The sequence below is a fragment of the Acinetobacter sp. CS-2 genome (assembly GCF_016599715.1).
GTDB lineage: Bacteria > Pseudomonadota > Gammaproteobacteria > Pseudomonadales > Moraxellaceae > Acinetobacter.
Genome location: NZ_CP067019.1, coordinates 641,291 through 659,979, shown reverse-complemented (window position 1 = coordinate 659,979; position 18,689 = coordinate 641,291). Strand labels below are relative to the sequence as shown.

17 protein-coding genes are annotated in these 18,689 nt (G+C 43.5%); 6 read left to right on the top strand and 11 right to left on the bottom strand.

The features are described 5' to 3' along the window. Window positions 1-91 precede the first annotated feature (91 nt). A complete protein-coding gene (gene pheS / locus JFY49_RS03030; RefSeq protein ID WP_200223709.1) occupies window positions 92-1,072 on the bottom strand; it encodes a phenylalanine--tRNA ligase subunit alpha in 981 nt (326 codons plus the stop codon). 157 nt (window positions 1,073-1,229) lie between these two features. Between pheS and JFY49_RS03025 the strand changes: the two genes are divergently transcribed. Next, window positions 1,230-2,273, top strand: coding sequence for a hypothetical protein (locus JFY49_RS03025; RefSeq protein ID WP_200224782.1), 1,044 nt, complete (start codon window positions 1,230-1,232; stop codon window positions 2,271-2,273). A 90-nt stretch (window positions 2,274-2,363) separates the two neighbouring features. Here JFY49_RS03025 and JFY49_RS03020 read toward each other — a convergent pair whose 3' ends face one another. Together JFY49_RS03020 and orn are read right to left on the bottom strand one after the other, a co-directional pair. Further along, window positions 2,364-3,140: a ThiF family adenylyltransferase gene (locus tag JFY49_RS03020; protein WP_200223707.1), complete on the bottom strand. Its 777-nt coding sequence runs from the start codon at window positions 3,138-3,140 to the stop codon at window positions 2,364-2,366. Window positions 3,141-3,287: 147 nt separating this feature from the next. Further along, entirely contained in the window at window positions 3,288-3,842 is a 555-nt protein-coding gene (gene orn, locus JFY49_RS03015) for an oligoribonuclease (RefSeq protein ID WP_086197470.1), read from the bottom strand. 126 nt (window positions 3,843-3,968) lie between these two features. Between orn and rsgA the strand changes: the two genes are divergently transcribed. From rsgA to secB, 4 genes are all read left to right on the top strand, one after another. Further along, window positions 3,969-5,027 (top strand): small ribosomal subunit biogenesis GTPase RsgA, encoded by a 1,059-nt coding sequence (rsgA, locus tag JFY49_RS03010; protein WP_200223705.1) that lies wholly within the window; start codon window positions 3,969-3,971, stop codon window positions 5,025-5,027. Window positions 5,028-5,121: 94 nt separating this feature from the next. Further along, on the top strand, window positions 5,122-5,529 hold the full coding sequence (locus JFY49_RS03005; RefSeq protein WP_086197472.1) for a rhodanese-like domain-containing protein: 408 nt from the start codon (window positions 5,122-5,124) through the stop codon (window positions 5,527-5,529). Between the two features lie 18 nt (window positions 5,530-5,547). Then, window positions 5,548-5,802, top strand: coding sequence for a glutaredoxin 3 (gene grxC, locus JFY49_RS03000; protein ID WP_086197473.1), 255 nt, complete (start codon window positions 5,548-5,550; stop codon window positions 5,800-5,802). A gap of 39 nt (window positions 5,803-5,841) precedes the next feature. Continuing rightward, window positions 5,842-6,297, top strand: a complete 456-nt coding sequence (gene secB / locus JFY49_RS02995) for a protein-export chaperone SecB (protein WP_166169354.1) — start codon at window positions 5,842-5,844, stop codon at window positions 6,295-6,297. 164 nt (window positions 6,298-6,461) lie between these two features. Here the strand turns inward: secB and JFY49_RS02990 are convergent, their stop codons facing one another. Then, on the bottom strand, window positions 6,462-7,268 hold the full coding sequence (locus tag JFY49_RS02990) for an enoyl-ACP reductase (RefSeq protein ID WP_200223699.1): 807 nt from the start codon (window positions 7,266-7,268) through the stop codon (window positions 6,462-6,464). A gap of 172 nt (window positions 7,269-7,440) precedes the next feature. Continuing rightward, the gene (locus JFY49_RS02985; protein ID WP_200223698.1) at window positions 7,441-8,175 is read right to left on the bottom strand and encodes a Bax inhibitor-1/YccA family membrane protein; all 735 of its coding nucleotides are present in this window, start codon (window positions 8,173-8,175) and stop codon (window positions 7,441-7,443) included. A 90-nt stretch (window positions 8,176-8,265) separates the two neighbouring features. Here JFY49_RS02985 and JFY49_RS02980 point away from each other — a divergent pair, with 90 nt between their 5' ends. Next, window positions 8,266-8,967, top strand: a complete 702-nt coding sequence (locus JFY49_RS02980) for an IS1-like element ISPa14 family transposase (protein WP_001223318.1) — start codon at window positions 8,266-8,268, stop codon at window positions 8,965-8,967. A 178-nt stretch (window positions 8,968-9,145) separates the two neighbouring features. On the opposite strand, the gene JFY49_RS02975 is transcribed toward JFY49_RS02980, so the two are convergent. From JFY49_RS02975 to JFY49_RS02950, 6 genes are all read right to left on the bottom strand, one after another. Next, complete coding sequence (locus JFY49_RS02975; RefSeq protein WP_200223697.1) at window positions 9,146-9,967, bottom strand: TatD family hydrolase; 822 nt, start codon at window positions 9,965-9,967, stop codon at window positions 9,146-9,148. Further along, complete coding sequence (locus tag JFY49_RS02970) at window positions 9,967-10,962, bottom strand: RsiV family protein (RefSeq protein ID WP_200223696.1); 996 nt, start codon at window positions 10,960-10,962, stop codon at window positions 9,967-9,969. Before JFY49_RS02970 ends, JFY49_RS02975 begins: the two co-directional genes overlap by 1 nt. Window positions 10,963-11,029: 67 nt before the next feature. Next, a complete protein-coding gene (locus tag JFY49_RS02965) occupies window positions 11,030-11,854 on the bottom strand; it encodes a hypothetical protein (RefSeq protein ID WP_200223695.1) in 825 nt (274 codons plus the stop codon). A gap of 90 nt (window positions 11,855-11,944) precedes the next feature. Beyond that, window positions 11,945-13,534 (bottom strand): peptide chain release factor 3, encoded by a 1,590-nt coding sequence (locus JFY49_RS02960; RefSeq protein WP_200223693.1) that lies wholly within the window; start codon window positions 13,532-13,534, stop codon window positions 11,945-11,947. A 351-nt stretch (window positions 13,535-13,885) separates the two neighbouring features. Further along, window positions 13,886-14,428: an OmpA family protein gene (locus JFY49_RS02955; RefSeq protein ID WP_200223692.1), complete on the bottom strand. Its 543-nt coding sequence runs from the start codon at window positions 14,426-14,428 to the stop codon at window positions 13,886-13,888. A gap of 74 nt (window positions 14,429-14,502) precedes the next feature. Continuing rightward, a complete protein-coding gene (locus JFY49_RS02950) occupies window positions 14,503-18,288 on the bottom strand; it encodes an autotransporter outer membrane beta-barrel domain-containing protein (RefSeq protein WP_200223691.1) in 3,786 nt (1,261 codons plus the stop codon). Between the last annotated feature and the right edge of the window lie 401 nt (window positions 18,289-18,689).

Below are 18,689 nucleotides of genomic sequence, written 5' to 3'. Positions count from 1 at the left end.
AGGGGGATTTAGGGGGATTTTTTTAAATCTAAAAATTCAATTTCTGTTTTAACACTCACCTCAATTGAGGGAGAAGTCATCAATAATCTGTTTAAGCAAATTGGCGTAAGAAACGCACATCATTCTGGTAGAACATACGCAAATCATTAATGCCATAACGCAGCATGGCAAAACGCTCTACACCTAAACCAAATGCAAAGCCTTTATATTTTTCAGGATCAATGCCGGCTGCTTGAAGCACGTTCGGATGCACCATACCGCAACCTAAAACTTCTAACCAACGACCGCGTTCATCCATAATATCCACTTCGGCACTTGGTTCAGTGAACGGGAAGTAAGATGGACGGAAACGTACGGTTAAATCTTTTTCAAAGAATTCGTTCAGCAAGTTCACCAGCAAACCTTTCAGTTCTGCAAAGCTGGTGTTCTCAGCCACGTATAAACCTTCAATTTGATGGAACATTGGCGAATGCGTCTGATCCGAGTCACAGCGATATACGCGACCCGGGCAGACAATACGAATTGGCGGCTGATTCTTTTCCATAGTACGCACTTGCACACCTGAAGTGTGGGTACGAAGCAAGTGGTTGGCATCAAAATAGAAAGTATCATGCATTGCACGTGCAGGGTGATGACCCGGAATATTCAACGCTTCAAAGTTGTGATAATCATCTTCAACTTCAGGACCTGTCGCAACCGTGAAACCGGCTTTGGTAAAGAACTGGCAAATACGTTCCTGCACTTGGGTCACAGGATGAATACTGCCTACGCTTTGACCACGACCCGGCAATGTAATATCAATCGTTTCGCTGGCAAGTTTTTGTTCTAGTGCAGCTTTTTGTAATTCGGCCTGGCGTGTGGTTAATGCACCAGTGATGGCTTCACGCACAGCATGAATTTTTGCCCCGAAAACTTTACGTTCTTCAGGGTCCATTTTACCCAGTGCCTTGGATTGTTCCGCGAGCTGGCTTTTCTTCCCTGTAAATTGCACTCGTACTTGATCGAGTGTAACAAGGTCCTCTGCTGCTGCAATCGCAGCGAGCGCTTCAGTGGTCAGGGCTTCCAGTGACATAGTAACTCTCAAAGCAACAATTTAAAAATATAATAAAACCCCATATTCTAACAGTTTTTAAGCGCATTGATGAAGTTCCCTATAGAGGAAAAATTAGATTGGCAACCATATTTAGAAAAAGTATAAGATAAAGCCAATATTTATGAGATCAATAACAATGGCACTCGATCAGATTTGGAAACAGCAGCTTACTTTGGTGACCTATGGCAATGAATATCTCAGCCAGAATCTGAGCTTTAATCATTGGGTACAACATGCCATTTTTAACCAGCACAATTTGCGTTTCCGAGATCTGCTGTCACAACATTTATTGGCACAACATTTTCAAATCTGGCTGGAAGGTCTAAAAAAACAGGGAACGCTGCGCATCAGCCTGCACAGTTCCAGTCTGCTCAATGATGAACAAAATCCAAATGCCAATGTGGAACTGCTGGCCATTCCGCATTTTATTGTCAGCCATGAACAAAATAAGAAAACGGCATGGATTTTTGGCAAGGAGTTGGCCGAGTGGTATAACGCAGATCATGACTATGCAGCGCCCAAGCCACAACAGGAACAGTGTCGTCAGGAAACCTTCTGGCGTTTCGAGTTGAATTCAAAACTGGCAAAGCGTATCGATGCCGATCTGCAACAGCCGAAGTGGGATGACATTCAGATTTATACTAATAACGAATTATTTGACAGCAAGTTTGCCCAAGGCTTTATCGAGCCTGCCCAGCGGGATTTTCCATATTATGGAATGCCGCAAACTGCAACGGAAAATGCCGATGGCTCCCCATTATCCGAGAGTAAATATCTGCCTTTACTGCCAAGCGATTATCAGGCGGATTATGCGCATACCACACTGCATCGTTTAGAAGCACTAGCTAGTTATATTCAGCAAAAACAGCAACATCCCTATCATGCGGATGGCAGTGAACTGACAGCAGAAGAGCAGCTGAATCTACGCCATTTCTCGCAAAAGCTGGATGATTTAACTGCAAAATTTATAGTTAAAGTTGCCAATCATTATCAATCCGCACGCTTAACCAAAGTTGAAGTCGCCAATCCTCTGGATGATGCACCCAGCACTCCACATAGCGCTCCACAAGTAAAAAGCCATCCTGCACATGCCTCGCACAAGGTCGGGACATCAGGCGTCATCAAACTGATTCTGCTGACTATTGTCATTTGTGTATTGGCTTATTATTTTGGACTTTAATTTTTATAAGCTTTCAAAATCTGGATGAACCCGATCACATCACATCGGATTCATCCTTTTTATAAGCTTCTAATTTTTATCGTGATGAGGTCATTGCAATTTTTTAGGCTTTTTTAGTACCAGTTTTTTTAACACTTCTGATACCGCTACCATAGCAAAACTTGAGGTCACCACCACTGCCGAGCCATAACCGCCACAACGTAAGCCTGCACTGGCACAGACTTCTGCGCCAGAAAACGGATTATCAATGGAATACACGCAAGTAATGCCAAATTTTTCTTTCGGCTTTTTGCAAATACCTTTGGCACGTAACTGACTGCGCAGTTTCGCCAGCATCGGGTCCTGTTCAGTTTTGGACAAATCGGCAACACGGATTTTTAAAGGGTCCAGCTTACCACCGGCCCCACCCGAGACAATCAGCGGAATTTTATTAAAACGGCAATGCAGCATTAACGCCAGCTTGGCTTTGACATCATCAATACAGTCCAGAACCACATCAGGGGCTTTTTCTAACAGTTCTTTGACATTGTCTGGGGTTAGATAGTCATCCACCACGTTAATTTTGATCCGTGGATTAATTGAATAACAGCGCTCGGCCATCACTTCAATTTTTTCCCGTCCCAGGGTCGAACTCATGGCCGGCAATTGACGGTTAATATTCGATGCAGCGACCACATCCATATCAATCAGGGTCAGCTCAGCAATGCCGGTACGTGCCAAGGCTTCAACCGCCCAGGAACCCACGCCGCCAATGCCGATGACCATCACATGGCTGTGTTCGTATTGACAAAACGCCTCATCTCCATAAATTTTTTCTACCCCGGCAAAGCGGCGTTCATATTCATCATCTTCAGGAAGATCAGTCATTCGTCATCTAACAGCTAAAAAACACCGACGCATTTTATCAAATTCCGGCTCAATTCGATAATCTATCTCTTTCTCATCATTCAATAACTGTAGCAGACATAAAAAAAGAGGCTTTCGCCCCTTTTCTATCCATTTATCAATACTACTTTATTTATTCATGATAAAGAAATATTCACGATAATATTTCAGTTCGGCAATCGAATCACGGATGTCATCCATCGCTAAATGTGAGGCATTTTTCTTCAAGCCACTCATAATTTCCGGACGCCAGCGTTTTGCCAGCTCTTTCACTGAAGATACATCCAGATTACGGTAATGGAAGTACTGTTCCATTTCCGGCATTAAACGGTGCAAGAAACGGCGATCCTGACAAATGGAGTTACCACACATCGGGGATGATTTTGGATTAACCCATTTTTTCAGGAATTCCAGGGTTTGCTGTTCGGCATCTTGTGCAGTCAATTTACTGCGGCGTACCCGTTCGATCAGCCCCGATTGACCATGCTGACGCGTATTCCATTCATCCATCGCATTCAGTACGCGATCCGACTGATGCACAGCCAGCACTGGACCTTCCGCCAGAATATTCAGGTTATCGTCAGTCACAATCGTTGCAACTTCAATAATTTGGTCGTTATCCGTATCCAGACCTGTCATTTCAAGGTCAATCCAAATCAGGCGAGTATCAGGGGTGCTGCTCATAAATGTGCAATCTTATTGGGCTTAAAAATGGCTATAGTAGCAAATTTATTGCAACTTGGCTGTAACTCCTACCCCGCTTCATGCTATTTTTGCCATTCTTAGTCCATGCTTTTTTTTAGGATATGAATGGCTTTAATTCGTAAACGTCGTTTAACTGAACAGCAGCAACGTCGCATTCAGAAACAACATCAAACACGTCAAGAAGAACCCGACACTTCAAATGATTTAGAAGGCCTGGTGGTTCAACATTATGGTCGTCAACTTGAAGTGCAAGCCTTATCAACGCCCGAAAATCACCCGAGTAAACCTGTCGTTGCAGCAGGTGAACCCGAACCGTTCTGGAAGCCGATTGAAGTCGGCAGTGTATGGCGCTGTCATACCCGAACCAATCTGGAAGCACTAGTCACAGGTGACCGGGTCAAATGGCAGGCCGATCCGAATACCGGACTTGGCATCATTACCGCCATTCATCCACGTAAATCGCTGCTAACCCGTCCTGACCGTTATCACAAGGTTAAACCTGTTGCTGCCAATGTCAGCCTGATTGTGATTGTGTTTGCCTCTTTTCCAGAAGTTGCCCCCAGCCTGATTGACCGTTATCTGGTGGCCTGTGCTGATGCTGAAATTCCAGCTTTACTGGTATTGAATAAAGCAGATTTAATTCAGGAAAATGACCCGATTCTAGACTTGGTCAAAGAATATCAGGTCTTGGGTTATGAAGTGATGCAAACTCAATCTGATGGCGATTTAACTGAACTGGCAAAACGCCTGGCCGGTGAAACGGTCGCCTTTGTCGGTCAGTCTGGTGTCGGCAAAAGCTCGCTGATTAATGCCATGGTTCCCGAAGCGGCGCAAAAAACCAATATCATTTCGGAAAACTCGGCGCTGGGTCAGCACACGACCACTTCTACCCGTTTAATTGCCTTTGGTGAAGGCGCTGCACTGATTGACTCTCCGGGAATCCGTGAATTTGGTTTATGGCATCTGGACCTGGCCAAAGTGCAGCATGGCTTTCCTGAAATTGAAAATTTGCTGGGACATTGCCAGTTCCGTAACTGTACCCATAAGCATGAAAAGCAATGTGCTTTGCGTCAGGCTGTGGAATCTAGTGAAATCTTGCAACGCCGTTTAGACAGTTATTTGCGTTTAATCGATGAAATTACTGAAGCGCAGCAAAAAAATTAATTTTTCTTAACCCTTAGCCCTTGAAGCAGTGATTTTGATCGCCATATTTATAGGCTATACTCTACGCAATTTTGAAATTGTAATTAGGTGACTTGTGGAACGTTGGTTCGAATTTATGGGGAATCACCCCTTCTTGTTTGGAACACTCGGGGTGTTGGTTGTTTTGTTCTTTATTTTAGAAGGACAACGCAATGGCCGTAAAATTTCACCACAATCTTTAGGTATTTTAGTCAAAGCTAAAAATGCCATGCTGATTGATTTACGTGATGCTAAAGATTTCCGTGAAGGTCATATCAGCGGTAGCCGTAATATTCCCTATAGCCAGATTACCAGTCATATTGAAGAGTTAAAATCTGCCGATCGACCACTAGTGTTCATTTGTAACCTGGGTCAAATCGCAGGAACTGCCTTACAACAAGTGGGACATGCCGACAGTTACCGTCTAGACGGTGGAATCAACAACTGGAAAGTGCAAGGCTTACCCCTGATTAAAAGCAAATAATACGCTTGGAGATTTTGAATGGCTGAAGTAATTATTTATTCCACCACCGTATGCCCATATTGCATTCGCGCAAAACAACTTCTTGAGCGTAAAGGCGTGGCTTATAAAGAAATTAACTTATCTAACGAAGCGCCTGAAGTACGTGTGGAACTGATGCAACGCACCAATCATCGTACTGTTCCACAAATTTTTATTAACGACCAGTTTATTGGTGGTTTTGATCAACTTTATGCTTTAGAGCGTGAAGGAAAACTAAACGAACTATTGGCTTAACCCTATATTAAGTCAGCTCTTCATATTAAGGATTAAAGAATGAGTGAACAACAAGCTCAACCACAATTAGCACTAGAACGTATTTACACTAAAGATATTTCTTTTGAAGTACCTGGGGCACAAGTATTTACTAAAGAATGGCAGCCTGAATTAAATATCAACCTGTCTTCTTCTGCAGAAAAAATTGATGCGACGCATTACGAAGTGTCATTACAAGTCGTGGTTCAAGCGAACAATGCAGGTGATACTGCATTTATCGTGGATGTAACTCAAGCCGGTATTTTCCTGATTGACGGTGTTGAAGAAGAACGCCTGCCATATATTCTGGGTGCTTATTGTCCAAATATCCTGTTCCCGTTCTTACGCGAAGCAGTGAATGATATGGTCACCAAAGGAAGCTTCCCGCAATTGCTGCTTACACCAATTAACTTCGATGCTGAATTCGAAGCAAATATGCAACGTGCGCAAGCAGCCGCTGCTGAAGGTCAAGCTTAATCGCTTAAGCTTCAATATAAAAAAGACCGCATTTGCGGTCTTTTTTATTGCCATATTTCCCTCTCCTGAGAGGAGAAAGCCCCTCTTTATCAAAGAGGGGTTGGGGGAGATTACAGAATCCCTCCCAACCTCCCTTTAAAAAAGGGAGGAGCTTTTAGATGAATTTATTCACCATCCATCATTAAATCAGCGCTCATACCCACAGTATTAAAGCCGGCATCAACATACATAATTTCGCCAGTAATACCATTAGCCCAAGGTGAGCACAGGAACAATGCCGCATTACCGACATCTTCAATGGTCACATTACGTTTCAGTGGCGCAACTTTTTCATTCAGGTCGAGCATTTTACGGAAAGACTTGATACCTGAAGCTGCAAGAGTACGGATTGGACCTGCTGAAATAGCATTTACACGAATGCCTTCTGCGCCAAGGCTTGATGCCAAATAACGTACACCCGCTTCCAATGATGCCTTCGCCATACCCATAACATTGTAATTCGGCATTACACGTTCAGAACCTTGATAAGTCAAAGTCAGCAAGCAGCCTTGGCGAACTTTTAATAAAGGTTTTGCAGCACGTGCCATGGCAATAAAACTGTATGCACTAATGTCGTGGGCAATGTTAAAACCTTCACGGTCGGTAACATCGGTAAAGTCACCATCTAAAGTATGTGCTGGTGCAAAACCGATTGAATGAACCACGCCATCCAGACCATCCCAATGTTTTGCCAATTCTGCAAAAGTCTGGTCAATTTCAGCATCTACCGCCACGTCACAAGGGAAAACCAGTGTTGAACCGAATTGTGCAGCAAACTCATCAACACGTTTTTTTAATTTTTCATTCGGATAGGTAAATGCCAGTTCAGCACCTTCACGATGCAAGGCTTGAGCAATACCAAATGCAATGGATAATTTACTTGCAATACCCGCGATGAGAAAACGCTTACCCGCCAATAGTCCTTGTGCCATGTGAATCTCACTCAAAATAATTTAGCAGCATAATGCCAAGTCTGAAGCATTTGCGAAATTGCATAATGCGCCTTTTTTTAACATGTTGTGTAAAAATCAAAAAAATGCTCCGCCATTGCGGAGCATTTCTGAACTGATCGTACTATCTAGCTCGCTGTCCTGGTTAAAAGGATTAATCATCCCCTTGTAATAAGCCCAGCAAGCGCAGGAAGGAATAATACATCCAGACCAAGGTCGCCAACAAGGCAATACCACACAACCATTCCATCGCTTTTGGCGCATACTGTGCAGCAGATGATTCGATCAGGTCAAAATCGAGTATCAGGTTTAAAGAAGCAATGACTGCGACAAATGCAGCAAAGCCAATCCCCAGCCAGTTGCTTTCAAAAATATAGGGAATACTAGAACCAAAAGCCAACCCCATAACCATTTGCACTACAAATACAATGGCAATGGCAATCGAAGCGGACATCACTACAGCTTTAAATTTTTCTGTGGCACGAATAATCTGGAAGCGGTATAACCCAAACATGACCAATGTGGTAACAAAGGTTGCCAGCAAGGCTTGTAAAGGTACACCTGGAAATTTCAGCTGAAATACAACCGAAATTCCCCCTAAAAATGCCCCTTCAAACAGTGCATAAGGAATGGCTAATGTGGGGGCGGTATTCGGCTTGAATGTGACGATGAGTGCCAGGATAAATCCACCAATCGCTCCCACCATTGCGGCAGCATAAGCCATCGATATATTCAGGGTCAGAAAGCTATATAAAAAGAGTGATATACCGACTACAGCAGCAATTACCGTCAATATCACCGACTTTTGAATGGCACCTTGCACCGTCATGGCATGGTTAAAATCACTCTGGGTTTCGACCCGGGTTAAAATAGGATTATTACTTTGCATAATTCCCTCATTATTGTCATTTAGATTTTTGGGTGGTGTTTCAAAAAGTATGCTGAAACAAAGCAGGTTGAATTTTGATAAAATAGAGAAATGCGAATAACTCTAGAAATCAAATGTCCAACCTGCCTCAGTGACAGTATAAAGAAAAATGGCATCAAAGTAGATGGGAAACAAAACTATCAGTGCAAAGACTGTAAACGTCAGTTTATTGGTGACCATGCTCTGAGCTATCTAGGATGTAATTCAGGCATTACTCGAAAAATATTACAGTTGATGGTCAGAGGTAGTGGTATACGAGATATCGCTGAAGTTGAGCGAATCAGTATCGGTAAAGTTTTACGTACTTTAACCGAATCGACCTACCAAATTCAGCCTAAACAAAGTCATTATGAGTCTCTTGAAGTTGATGAGTTTTGGACTTTTGTGGGAAATAAAAATAATAAACAATGGCTTATTTACGCCTACCATCGAGAAACAGGTGAGATTGTTGCTTATGTTTGGGGTAAAAGAGACTTAGCTACAGTTCAACGATTGAAGACAAAGCTTAAACAATTAGGTATTCACTACACCCGAATTGCAAGTGATCATTGGGACAGTTTCATAACTGCTTTTAAAAACTGCAAGCAAAGTATTGGTAAATTTTTTACTGTAGGTATTGAAGGTAATAATTGCAAAATAAGGCATCGAATTAGGCGCGGTTTTAGAAGGAGTTGTAATTTTTCAAAAAAGATTGAAAACCATTTTAAAGCTTTCGACTTAACCTTTTTTTACATCAATAATGGCTTCATTTAATGTCAGCATACTTTTTGAAACACCACCGATTTTTGAATTAGTATAAAACGCATTTAAGAACAGAAAATGAATCTTTGCAACTTTGCATAAAATATCGCTCAGACAAGCAAGCCGATTCATGGCACAACATACCCTAAAAACCCATATTGATGGATAAAATATGATTTTACAATGTTTTTCAAGATGCCAACTTTAAAGCATCCAGGGAGTTTTGCCAGAGTTGTGCGGCAAGAAAAGCCTGGTCCAGATTCAGCGATTGTGCCAATCCATCCAGAACATAAGGTAAATTGACTGGCGTATTGCGGGTTCGATGTTCAGTGGAACTTTGACAGCATAAGGGTGTCATATCCGGACAATCGGTTTCCAGAACCAGATGTTCAGCACCAATCGCCTGAACCACGCGATGCAGTTTTTTGGCATTGGGATTGGTAATTTGCCCAGTGATGCCAATTTTAAAGCCCAGTTGAATAAAGGCCTTGGCCTCTTCTATCCCACCACTAAAGGCATGGGCAATTCCCCCCAAGCTAAATTGCTGCTGTTTTAATATCGCCAGTGTTTCTGCATGTGATTTGCGGATATGCAATAACACCGGCTTATTAAACTGTTGCGCCAATTCCAATTGTGCAGCAAAAAAATCTTTTTGTTTCTGAAACATGTCTGGCTGCTTGTGCTGTGCTAAAAAGCTATCTAAACCAATTTCTCCAACTGCGACACAATCTTCATTTTTCAATAATGATTCTAAATCGGCCAAATGTGCATTTTGATGCTGTTCAATATAAACAGGATGCAATCCCGGTGCTAAATAACTTTGAGGAGCATCTTTTAATTGATTGAGAAAATGCTGAATGTAGAGCAGATCCTGAAAACGCGACTGAACAAAACCAATCAAAATCAAGCGTTCTACTCCAACTGCTTTGGCCGCATGCGCCAGTTGCTCCCGATCTGCATCGAAATCGGGAACATCAAAATGGGTATGGGTATCAAACAGTGAATAAGACATTAAGATTGGGCTTTATTTGCAATAGGTGTACTTGCCGATGCAGCATCATTTTTGACTTCAGCCTGAGGCAAGTACTCTTTCTTCAGTACGGTTTGCAACTGCTCATAAGGAATGGTCAAACGTGGCAATCCCACCACATAAGGCCCAATTTCATATTCGCCATATTGCAAAATCAGACCTTGAGTGGATAGGTAAAAATTGTCCGATAAAGTAAATTTCCACGCCTGTTCGTATTCTTCAACGCTATTTGCCAACTTGGAATCAATAACCCAACGTTTAAACTCTTCATGAGCTTTCTGTTCCAGTACAGCTTTCTGTTTTGGCGCCAGAATATCATCCAACTCGACCAATTTTTTCTTTTTCAAATCAAAGTTATAATAATACTGTGAGGATGAACCATGTGCACCACCCAGATAACTGCTGGAATTTAACACCACAGTTGCCAAAGGTTGGCCTGCATTGAGAATCTTCGGCTTGATCATCAGGCTGATCTGATGATTGGCACTTAAGGCTTTTAGTTCTTTATCCAGCGATAAAAAGGTCTGTAGATAAGGCGCCACCTGTTTTTCCAGTTTCTGTTTCGGTGTTTCAATAGTTTCCGATGCAGCAGCTTCAGATGCCTGAGCTGGATTTAAATCTTTCGAATTTCCACTTGCTGTAGTCGCCTGCTGCTCTGTCTTCAACAATTTCGGCGAAATATCTAAAATTTGATCCAGCTGCTTTAAAACTTGTTGATCAATAAATTCATCAATAAATGCCTGGTTACTGGAAAGACGCTCGACATTTATTTCAGGACAACTATTCCCATCACATTCAGGCAAATTTAAAGTCAGCTTTTCCGTGTCGCCTGCCAATGTTAAAGCTTTGGCTTGAGCAGCTTGCGATTGGGCTACTTTGTCCTCTTTTTTAGGCTCAGGCTGTTTAGGTTGGCATGCACTCAAGGCAATTGCCGCCGCAACAACACTGAGAGTAAAGATCGTTTTATTTTTTAGCATCATCTGACCTATAAACTTAAATCTGGTAAATGGACGTTCACTCAATGTCTGAATTGATTACCGATGACTAAAACATATGCTGATAAGCGTCAGCTTTCAATATCTGCTTGGTTTGTTCTTTGGTTAAATAAATATCCAGCTGGGCACCATCTTTAACAATTTCATGGGTGCGATAATGCAAACCGATCCCTTCCTGATCAAAGAACCAGTCTGCCTGTCCCCAGTACAGTTTCTTTGGCGCTTTCTGTCTGACTTCAGCCTTTTGTTGCTTTAACCATTTTTGATAAGCCTGCTGCACAATACTATTCATGGCGGTTTGCTGCTGAGGTTCCAGAATATCCAGCAACGTCACCGCTTTGTGTTTTTTACGGTCAGCTACAAAGAAATAATAGCGCTCTTTTACTTTTACTTCTTCCTGCGTCGTGTCGACGCCTAATTGTATCAGCACATATTGATTACGCTGATAGGCAATTCGGGTATACATTGACAGTTCATAGGGCTTATTTTTGGCAAATTCTGCCTGCCAGGTATCCGACTTTTTCACATAGGCATTTACGGCCTGCTGCAGGCTCATGTCCTGTTTTAAACCAATTTGATCTTGAATAACCTTGGCTTGACTCTTGGCAATCCAGTCATTTAACCAGGCATCTTCGGTATGTACCGTTTGAATACTCAGGTCAATACAGTTCTTTGTTTCACAAAAAGGCAAGGCAATTTTTGCCTCTTGCTCCTGAATATTTAAATACGGCAAGACCTCTGCTTTTTCGGTTTTAAAGACTGAAGCTGGCGACTGTTCCTGATCAGGTTGTTTGGATTCTTGTTTTGAAGCATCACAGGCACTGAGCATCAGCCCCATGATGATTACGGATACAGCCCCGAGTTTTCCATTCATGCCGACCACTCTTTTTCTCAAGCAATTCATTTATCTTAATGATTCTACATAATAAAACAGCTTCATAAAGAAGCTGTTTTTTTGGTTGTCTTAGTGTTCACGGGTATTACGGAACACGATATCCGGATAACGCTCCTGCATGAGCTGCAAATTCACCCGGCTTGGTGCCAGATAAGTCAGGTGACCACCCCCATCGACTGACAACTGGTCATGGGCTTTTTTCTTGAATTCGTTGAATTTCTTCTCATCTTCACAAGATACCCAACGAACGGTATTGATGCTGACCGGCTCGTAGACGCAGTCTACTTTATACTCTTCTTTCAGACGGTATGCGACCACTTCAAACTGCAGCACACCGACTGCACCCACAATCAGGTCATTGCTGTTTTGCGGCATGAATACCTGGGTTGCACCTTCTTCTGAAAGCTCTTTCAGACCTTTTTGCAGCTGTTTCGACTTCAATGGATCTTTCAGACGCACACGGCGGAACATTTCCGGAGCAAAGTGTGGAATACCGGTAAACTGCAGTTTTTCACCTGAAGTAAAGGTGTCGCCAATCTGGATGGTACCGTGGTTGTGTAAACCAATAATATCGCCCGGCCATGCTTCTTCCAGGTGCTGACGATCACCGGCCAGGAAAGTCAAGGCATCACTGATGCGCACGTCTTTATCAATACGTACATGCTTCATTTTCATACCTTTTTCGTACTTGCCTGAACAGATTCGCATGAAGGCAATACGGTCACGGTGTTTCGGATCCATATTGGCCTGAATCTTGAAGACAAAGCCGGTGAAACCTTCTTCAGTGGAGTCTACTTTACGGTCTTGGGTCGGATGGGCTTTAGGTTCAGGTGCATAGTTACTGAAAGCCTCCAGTACATGGTCGACACCAAAGTTACCCAGCGCCGTACCAAATAAAACAGGTGTTTGACGACCCGCCAGGAATTCTTCACGGTCTAATGGTTCATTGGCCATTTGAACCAGTTCCAGAGATTCCTCAAATGCTGCCCATGCCAGCTCACCGACTTTTTCACGCAGGTCTGCATGGTCATAACCATCACGCACTTCGATGTCGGTAATTACTGAACCAAAACCGGCTTTGTAAACGTAGAATTTTTCTTCCAGAAGATTATAAACACCGGCAAAATCACGGCCGGTACCGAGTGGCCAGGTTAATGGCACACATTTGATTTTCAGGACGTTTTCAATTTCATCCAAAAGCTCTAAAGGCTCACGGATTTCACGGTCCATTTTGTTGACGAAAGAGATGATCGGCGTGTCACGCATACGACACACTTCCATCAATTTAATGGTACGGTCCTCGACACCTTTTGCACCATCAATCACCATCAACGCTGAATCCACAGCAGTCAGGGTACGGTAAGTATCTTCCGAAAAGTCTTCGTGTCCCGGAGTGTCCAGCAGGTTGATCATCTTGTCTTTAAACGGGAACTGCATTACCGAGGTGGTGATCGAAATACCACGTTCCTTTTCCATTTCCATCCAGTCAGAGGTGGCGGCACGGTCCGATTTACGGCTTTTCACCATCCCTGCAACCTGAATCGCCTGACCCCATAACAGCAGCTTTTCTGTCATGGTGGTTTTACCGGCATCGGGGTGGGAAATAATGGCGAACGTCCTGCGAGTCGCGACTTCTCTAGCGAGTTGCTCTTTAAACATAGGGAAAATCTTCAATATGTACACCGCTTTGTACACACGTATCAATGTGTATCAAGCCAGTGAAGTGATAACTTAAAATTGGCGCAATTGTAGCAGATTTATAGTTATTGTATCGGGGTGTTCACGATTAAAGCACTTTGATCACCACTGATAGACGGTTCATATCTATAGATAGCATCATTCTATCCCCTAGCTATCTATTCAGTGAAAATTAAGAAAAATTGCTGTAGGAATAAAACTGCTGTTCATACATGAACATCATCAGCATGAGGGAATGATTCTACACAACAATAAAAGCTGTAGATAAACAAAAGCCCGGATGATTTCACCCGGGCCCAATTAACACTTAAACTATTCTGCTTTCTTCACACCAGTGACATCAACTTCAACCCGACGATCCGGCTGCAAACAGGCAATCAGTGTTGCAGTTGCCTTATTACCCACACAATTGGTGGTTTTAGGCTGACTTTCACCGGCACTTGCCACTTCCATCGCCACATTCACGCCTTGGCTCATCAAATAGTCTTTGACCGTAGTTGCCCGGGCCAGGCCGAGACGCTGGTTGTAGCTTTCCGAACCAAGACGGTCAGTATGACCAGTAATACGAATCTGTTCAATCCGTACATAACCATTACTGATGCGGCTCGCCAGTTCATCCAGCTGACGGCGTCCTTCAGGTAACAGATCCGCAACAGTGGAACGGTCGAACTTAAATAGGGCATCCGCAGACAGTTCCACACGCTCCATCTGTACAGGTGCTGGTGGAACCACAACTGGTGCCGGAGCCGCTTCTACCGGCGGACACCATTTATTATCAACATTCTGCAGGCTGGCACACGCTGTCAAACTAAGCAAAGCTGAAGCCACACATGTCATTATCAGTTTTTGTTTCATCACGATTTCCTTCTATTTCATGCTTGAATGATCATCCCCGGCATGGCATATGCCGGGAATGACCTGCTTCAGAATTACCAGCTGTGTTTCAGACCAATCGTGCCGGTGTAGCCATTACGGTCTTCACCAGACAGCTCTTGCTGATAGCGTGCATCTGCATAAACATAGGCAGATGTGGCAATCGGCAACTGCATCCCTAAACCAACCTCACCCCAAGTACGGCTATAGTCTTCATTCAACTTGTCACGGCCAATATTGACATCGGTCGGTTCAATAAAGTCGCTCAGTACATTGGCAACTGCATAGAAAGTTTTGGTACGGTAGTCTGCAGTCGGTGCGTTATAGGCCAAACGTGTACCAATACGGCCTCTCAGGCTGTGTTGATCATCCTGATCTACATGTGCACTGCCATCATTGAAGTCTTCCAGGCTAACAAACTGATAAGACAATTGAGCCTGCGGTTCAATCAGCCAGTGGCTGTTGCCCAATTTGTACGGACGACCCACCTCAGCGGATAAGCCAGCACCCCAACCGTCCTGATCAGCATTATGACCATCACGAGCTTTATATTCGTTTTGCAAATAAGACACTTGACCAACTAAATCCAGATAGCTGCCATTTTTGTCGTAATAAGTCGAGTACAATCCTACACTTGCTGCATCGGTAGTGCCTTCACCGGTAAATTTATCTGCAACGATCTGTGCATTTTCGGCACGGTATTGGTCAAAGAAGTCGATCTTGCTTTGGCCATAGCCCAGCATGAAACCAGTATGACGACGTGAACCATTGTCCGGATTGTAGTTGACTGAAAAATCATAGCCCAGTTGCGCTACGAAGTTATCCATTTCCATATCCAGACGGTTATCACCCGTTAACTCGGTATTGCCGCCACGTACTCGTACCCATACCTGATTGCCCTGAGTTTCCTGGCATTCACCACACTTGTCCCAAGCCCAAGTCTGCTGCTCACCGACACGATCATGCAAGGTACCCAGCATGTCATAGCCCAGTAAGGTGTTGGCATATGGCATTTGGGTATAGCCCGATACTTCCGCTTTATAGATTGGTGTGCCTTCAGCATTCAAGGCATTCAGCGTCCAGCTATATTCCGTTCCTAGTTCATTTGATATTAGTTGACCTTCACCAGCATTTGACGTTCCTGCCATTCCAGTAAATGTACCACCACCTGTTGGATCTGTAACAATGACCGTCGGAAGTTGAGTGATCTGATCTGCCGCAGTGACATCGCCTAAACCGTTAATCGCGGTCACATGGGTATTCCCTGTTGCAGTCCCATTAATCACAAGTTGGTCTGTTGCACCTGTAGCCAGATTCACATCCACAATTAAATCTGAACCAGCAGCATAATTCCCTTCAACGGTTAACGTGTTGACAGGTGCTGCATCACCACGATGCAAGTCGATAGTACCAAAATTGTTCACATTCGCAGTTACTGTCGATGCAAGGGTGCCTGGTGCCAACGCGAGCGTACTACCCTCTTCAATATTCAATGTACCTGTTGTAGTTGGCGCGAGCATCATGATTGTTGGCACAGGCTCAGAATCACCTGATAAATTAAGATCACCACTCAGGCTAAAGACTGCACCATCCTGCACATTAACGGTTTCCCAGCCTACCAGTGCGACATTACCCGCTGCACCTGGCAATATTGGGAATTCAGGGTAGATGGTCTCTACTGGCTCGGCTTCAGAACGACCAGTCAAATCGACACCAATATTTAAGGTATCCGCTTGCGAACCGCCGTCCAGATAGCTAAGTTCTGAAACATCAGTTCCTGCTTTCAGGCTCAGGGTATCTGAACCAGCTTCCATCCAGATATCACCGACTATTTTACCGCCAGTTGCAATCAGCGTATCGTCACCTGCTTTCAGATTAATACCACCGATTAGCGTACCACCTTGCTGATTAACCGTTTCGTCACCAGCGCCACCTAAAATGGCGTACATATCTGCCAACTCCCAATTCGCAGGATTTTCTGGTTCGTTAGGGAAAGGTAAATCACCTTCAACTGGGACATAATCTCTAAAAGCAGCCGTAATATTTGCAGTATTGGTAATTTCAGCAGCACCTGAAGTATTGACACGAATACCATTGCCAATAGCACTGATTATATTTCCAGATGTATTGACGACAACTTTGTTGGCATTCACAAACTCAGTGCCATCGTCATTATGACCACCTGAGTGAGCATAGATTCCATCTTCATAGGCCAACAAATCACCTGAAGAATTTACTGTAACGGTTCCACCGCCAGAATGGGCATGAATCGCACGTCCACCATTGCTAATATCCTGCATGGCGGTTGAACTATTGGCATAAACCACTTCATTATTGATAGGCTCAAGCGTTGCAGCCACAATATCAGCAGCATTATTGACAATCACGTTACCACCACCGGAATGGGCATGAATGCCGGATTCAGCAGCTTGAATCGAGCTACCATCAGCGGTCACGACAGTGACAACGCTTTTATTTCCCGATGCTAATCCATCTTCGCCTTTATAGTTGCTAGTATGGGCATGAAGACCACTTTCACCAGCAACAATTTGCGCAGTTGAAGCCAGATTCACTGTTACATCGCCTGCGCCCGCATGCGCATGAATACCGTTACCGCCAGAATTAATCGTGCCAGCCATCGCTACAGTGACATCACCGGCTTCACCTTCTGCAGCGATACCACCATCACCAGCACCAATGACGGCACCCGCATCCTGACTAATACTCACGGTGCCCAAGCCACCTGCAACTCCCTTAATTCCAGCACCGCCAGCCGCAATGGTACTCGTAGACAGCTGTGTGATAGAAATGGCTTGTGGCGTTTCAGGATAAATTCCTGTTGGTGATAGAGTATCGACATAAACACCATGACCACCACCGGCAGTCACTACAGCTACTTCGCGGGTATCCCCGGTAGGCTCCATGACCTGAAGATAAACAGGATCACCATTTTCATCAAATACAGGTTTGTCGTGTTCAATTAACTGGACATAGACAGGATTATTGAACTCATCAACAACTAATTCACCATTTCCATCAGTTTGCTGAACATAGATAGGATTGCCGTTTCCATCCACAGCAGGGCCTAATACATTTCCGGTATACGTGGCACCAAACACACGATCAGGGGTAGTAATATCTCCCGCAATGGTTACGTTCACATTACCGGTCTGGTTGGCTGCATAAATACCATGTGCAGTACCTGTAGCAGTCAAACTACTTTCAGCACCTAAATGAATTAAAGTATTGCCTGCATCGGCAGCTTGCCCGACAGTTCCAAATGTACCATTGCCAACAATCTGTACAACACCGGCAGGAACAGCGGCAAGCTCTAATTCACCATGCTTGCCTTTGGTGGTCTTGGCCATATCGGTGGCATTCTTATCCAAATAGGCCTGCTGTGCTTGCGTTAATGTACCGCTTCCATCTCCCAATAAATTGAAAGCAGTTGATGCATAGTTATTGGTAGCTTCCAGCGATGAATAATTAAACTGTGCACCATTGGCCACGACAATGGTTGAATCTGGCTGAGGATCTGGCAAAGTTTCAGGATAAGATCCAATTTCAGCATCAATCGGTCCTACAACAACAGGCGTTGTTGCAGAAGTCAGAGTAACGCTCGCATCACTTCCATCTACAATAATTTGTGAATAACTGGCTGCTGGTAAATCAACTGCAAAAGCTGCAGAGCTGCCTACGGTTCCCGCCACAGCAAGGCTGGTCGCCAAAATGGTTTTTGCTAAACGTCCCCGGCTGCGCTTGCCCTTTGCCTGTGCTAGCTCACTAACAGCCACCCATGTACCTAATGCTTCATTATATATACAACGATAAATCTTATTCATAATCTAGTCCTCTCAACAAAATGAGGTGGAAATTAGATGCCTTTGACCAGCATCCTTTTTTTCTTAAATTGAAACGTTTTATTTAAAAGTTAATGATTTCGTGAAAATACATTTAAAGATTACTAAAGTGTTTCCTTCACTTTTTATTCATAATGTTTACAATTTAGAACTTTTCCAACAACACAAATATGGCTTTTTGTATCATTTTTAGACAAAATCATCTAAGCCACCTAAATCGGAAACAATACTTTAAATTTTTATAAAATGTATAAATTTCAACCATATATATTATCTTCGACTAAAGTTGCACAAAAAAGCCCATTGAATAAAAAATAATTATATTTATTTATATCAATAACTTAATTAAAAAATAACTCTTTAAAGATGATTGGAACTGGTAA

Coding starts and splice junctions, on each gene's coding strand:
- JFY49_RS02965 (WP_200223695.1), bottom strand. CDS start 11,854: ATGAATGGAAAACTCGGGGCTGTATCCGTAATCATCATGGGGCTGATG.
- JFY49_RS02980 (WP_001223318.1), top strand. CDS start 8,266: ATGCGAATAACTCTAGAAATCAAATGTCCAACCTGCCTCAGTGACAGT.
- JFY49_RS02985 (WP_200223698.1), bottom strand. CDS start 8,175: ATGCAAAGTAATAATCCTATTTTAACCCGGGTCGAAACCCAGAGTGAT.
- JFY49_RS03025 (WP_200224782.1), top strand. CDS start 1,230: ATGGCACTCGATCAGATTTGGAAACAGCAGCTTACTTTGGTGACCTAT.
- rsgA (WP_200223705.1), top strand. CDS start 3,969: ATGGCTTTAATTCGTAAACGTCGTTTAACTGAACAGCAGCAACGTCGC.
- JFY49_RS02990 (WP_200223699.1), bottom strand. CDS start 7,268: ATGGCACAAGGACTATTGGCGGGTAAGCGTTTTCTCATCGCGGGTATT.
- JFY49_RS02955 (WP_200223692.1), bottom strand. CDS start 14,428: ATGAAACAAAAACTGATAATGACATGTGTGGCTTCAGCTTTGCTTAGT.
- JFY49_RS02975 (WP_200223697.1), bottom strand. CDS start 9,967: ATGTCTTATTCACTGTTTGATACCCATACCCATTTTGATGTTCCCGAT.
- pheS (WP_200223709.1), bottom strand. CDS start 1,072: ATGTCACTGGAAGCCCTGACCACTGAAGCGCTCGCTGCGATTGCAGCA.
- secB (WP_166169354.1), top strand. CDS start 5,842: ATGAGTGAACAACAAGCTCAACCACAATTAGCACTAGAACGTATTTAC.
- orn (WP_086197470.1), bottom strand. CDS start 3,842: ATGAGCAGCACCCCTGATACTCGCCTGATTTGGATTGACCTTGAAATG.
- JFY49_RS02970 (WP_200223696.1), bottom strand. CDS start 10,962: ATGCTAAAAAATAAAACGATCTTTACTCTCAGTGTTGTTGCGGCGGCA.
- JFY49_RS02950 (WP_200223691.1), bottom strand. CDS start 18,288: ATGAATAAGATTTATCGTTGTATATATAATGAAGCATTAGGTACATGG.
- grxC (WP_086197473.1), top strand. CDS start 5,548: ATGGCTGAAGTAATTATTTATTCCACCACCGTATGCCCATATTGCATT.
- JFY49_RS02960 (WP_200223693.1), bottom strand. CDS start 13,534: ATGTTTAAAGAGCAACTCGCTAGAGAAGTCGCGACTCGCAGGACGTTC.
- JFY49_RS03020 (WP_200223707.1), bottom strand. CDS start 3,140: ATGACTGATCTTCCTGAAGATGATGAATATGAACGCCGCTTTGCCGGG.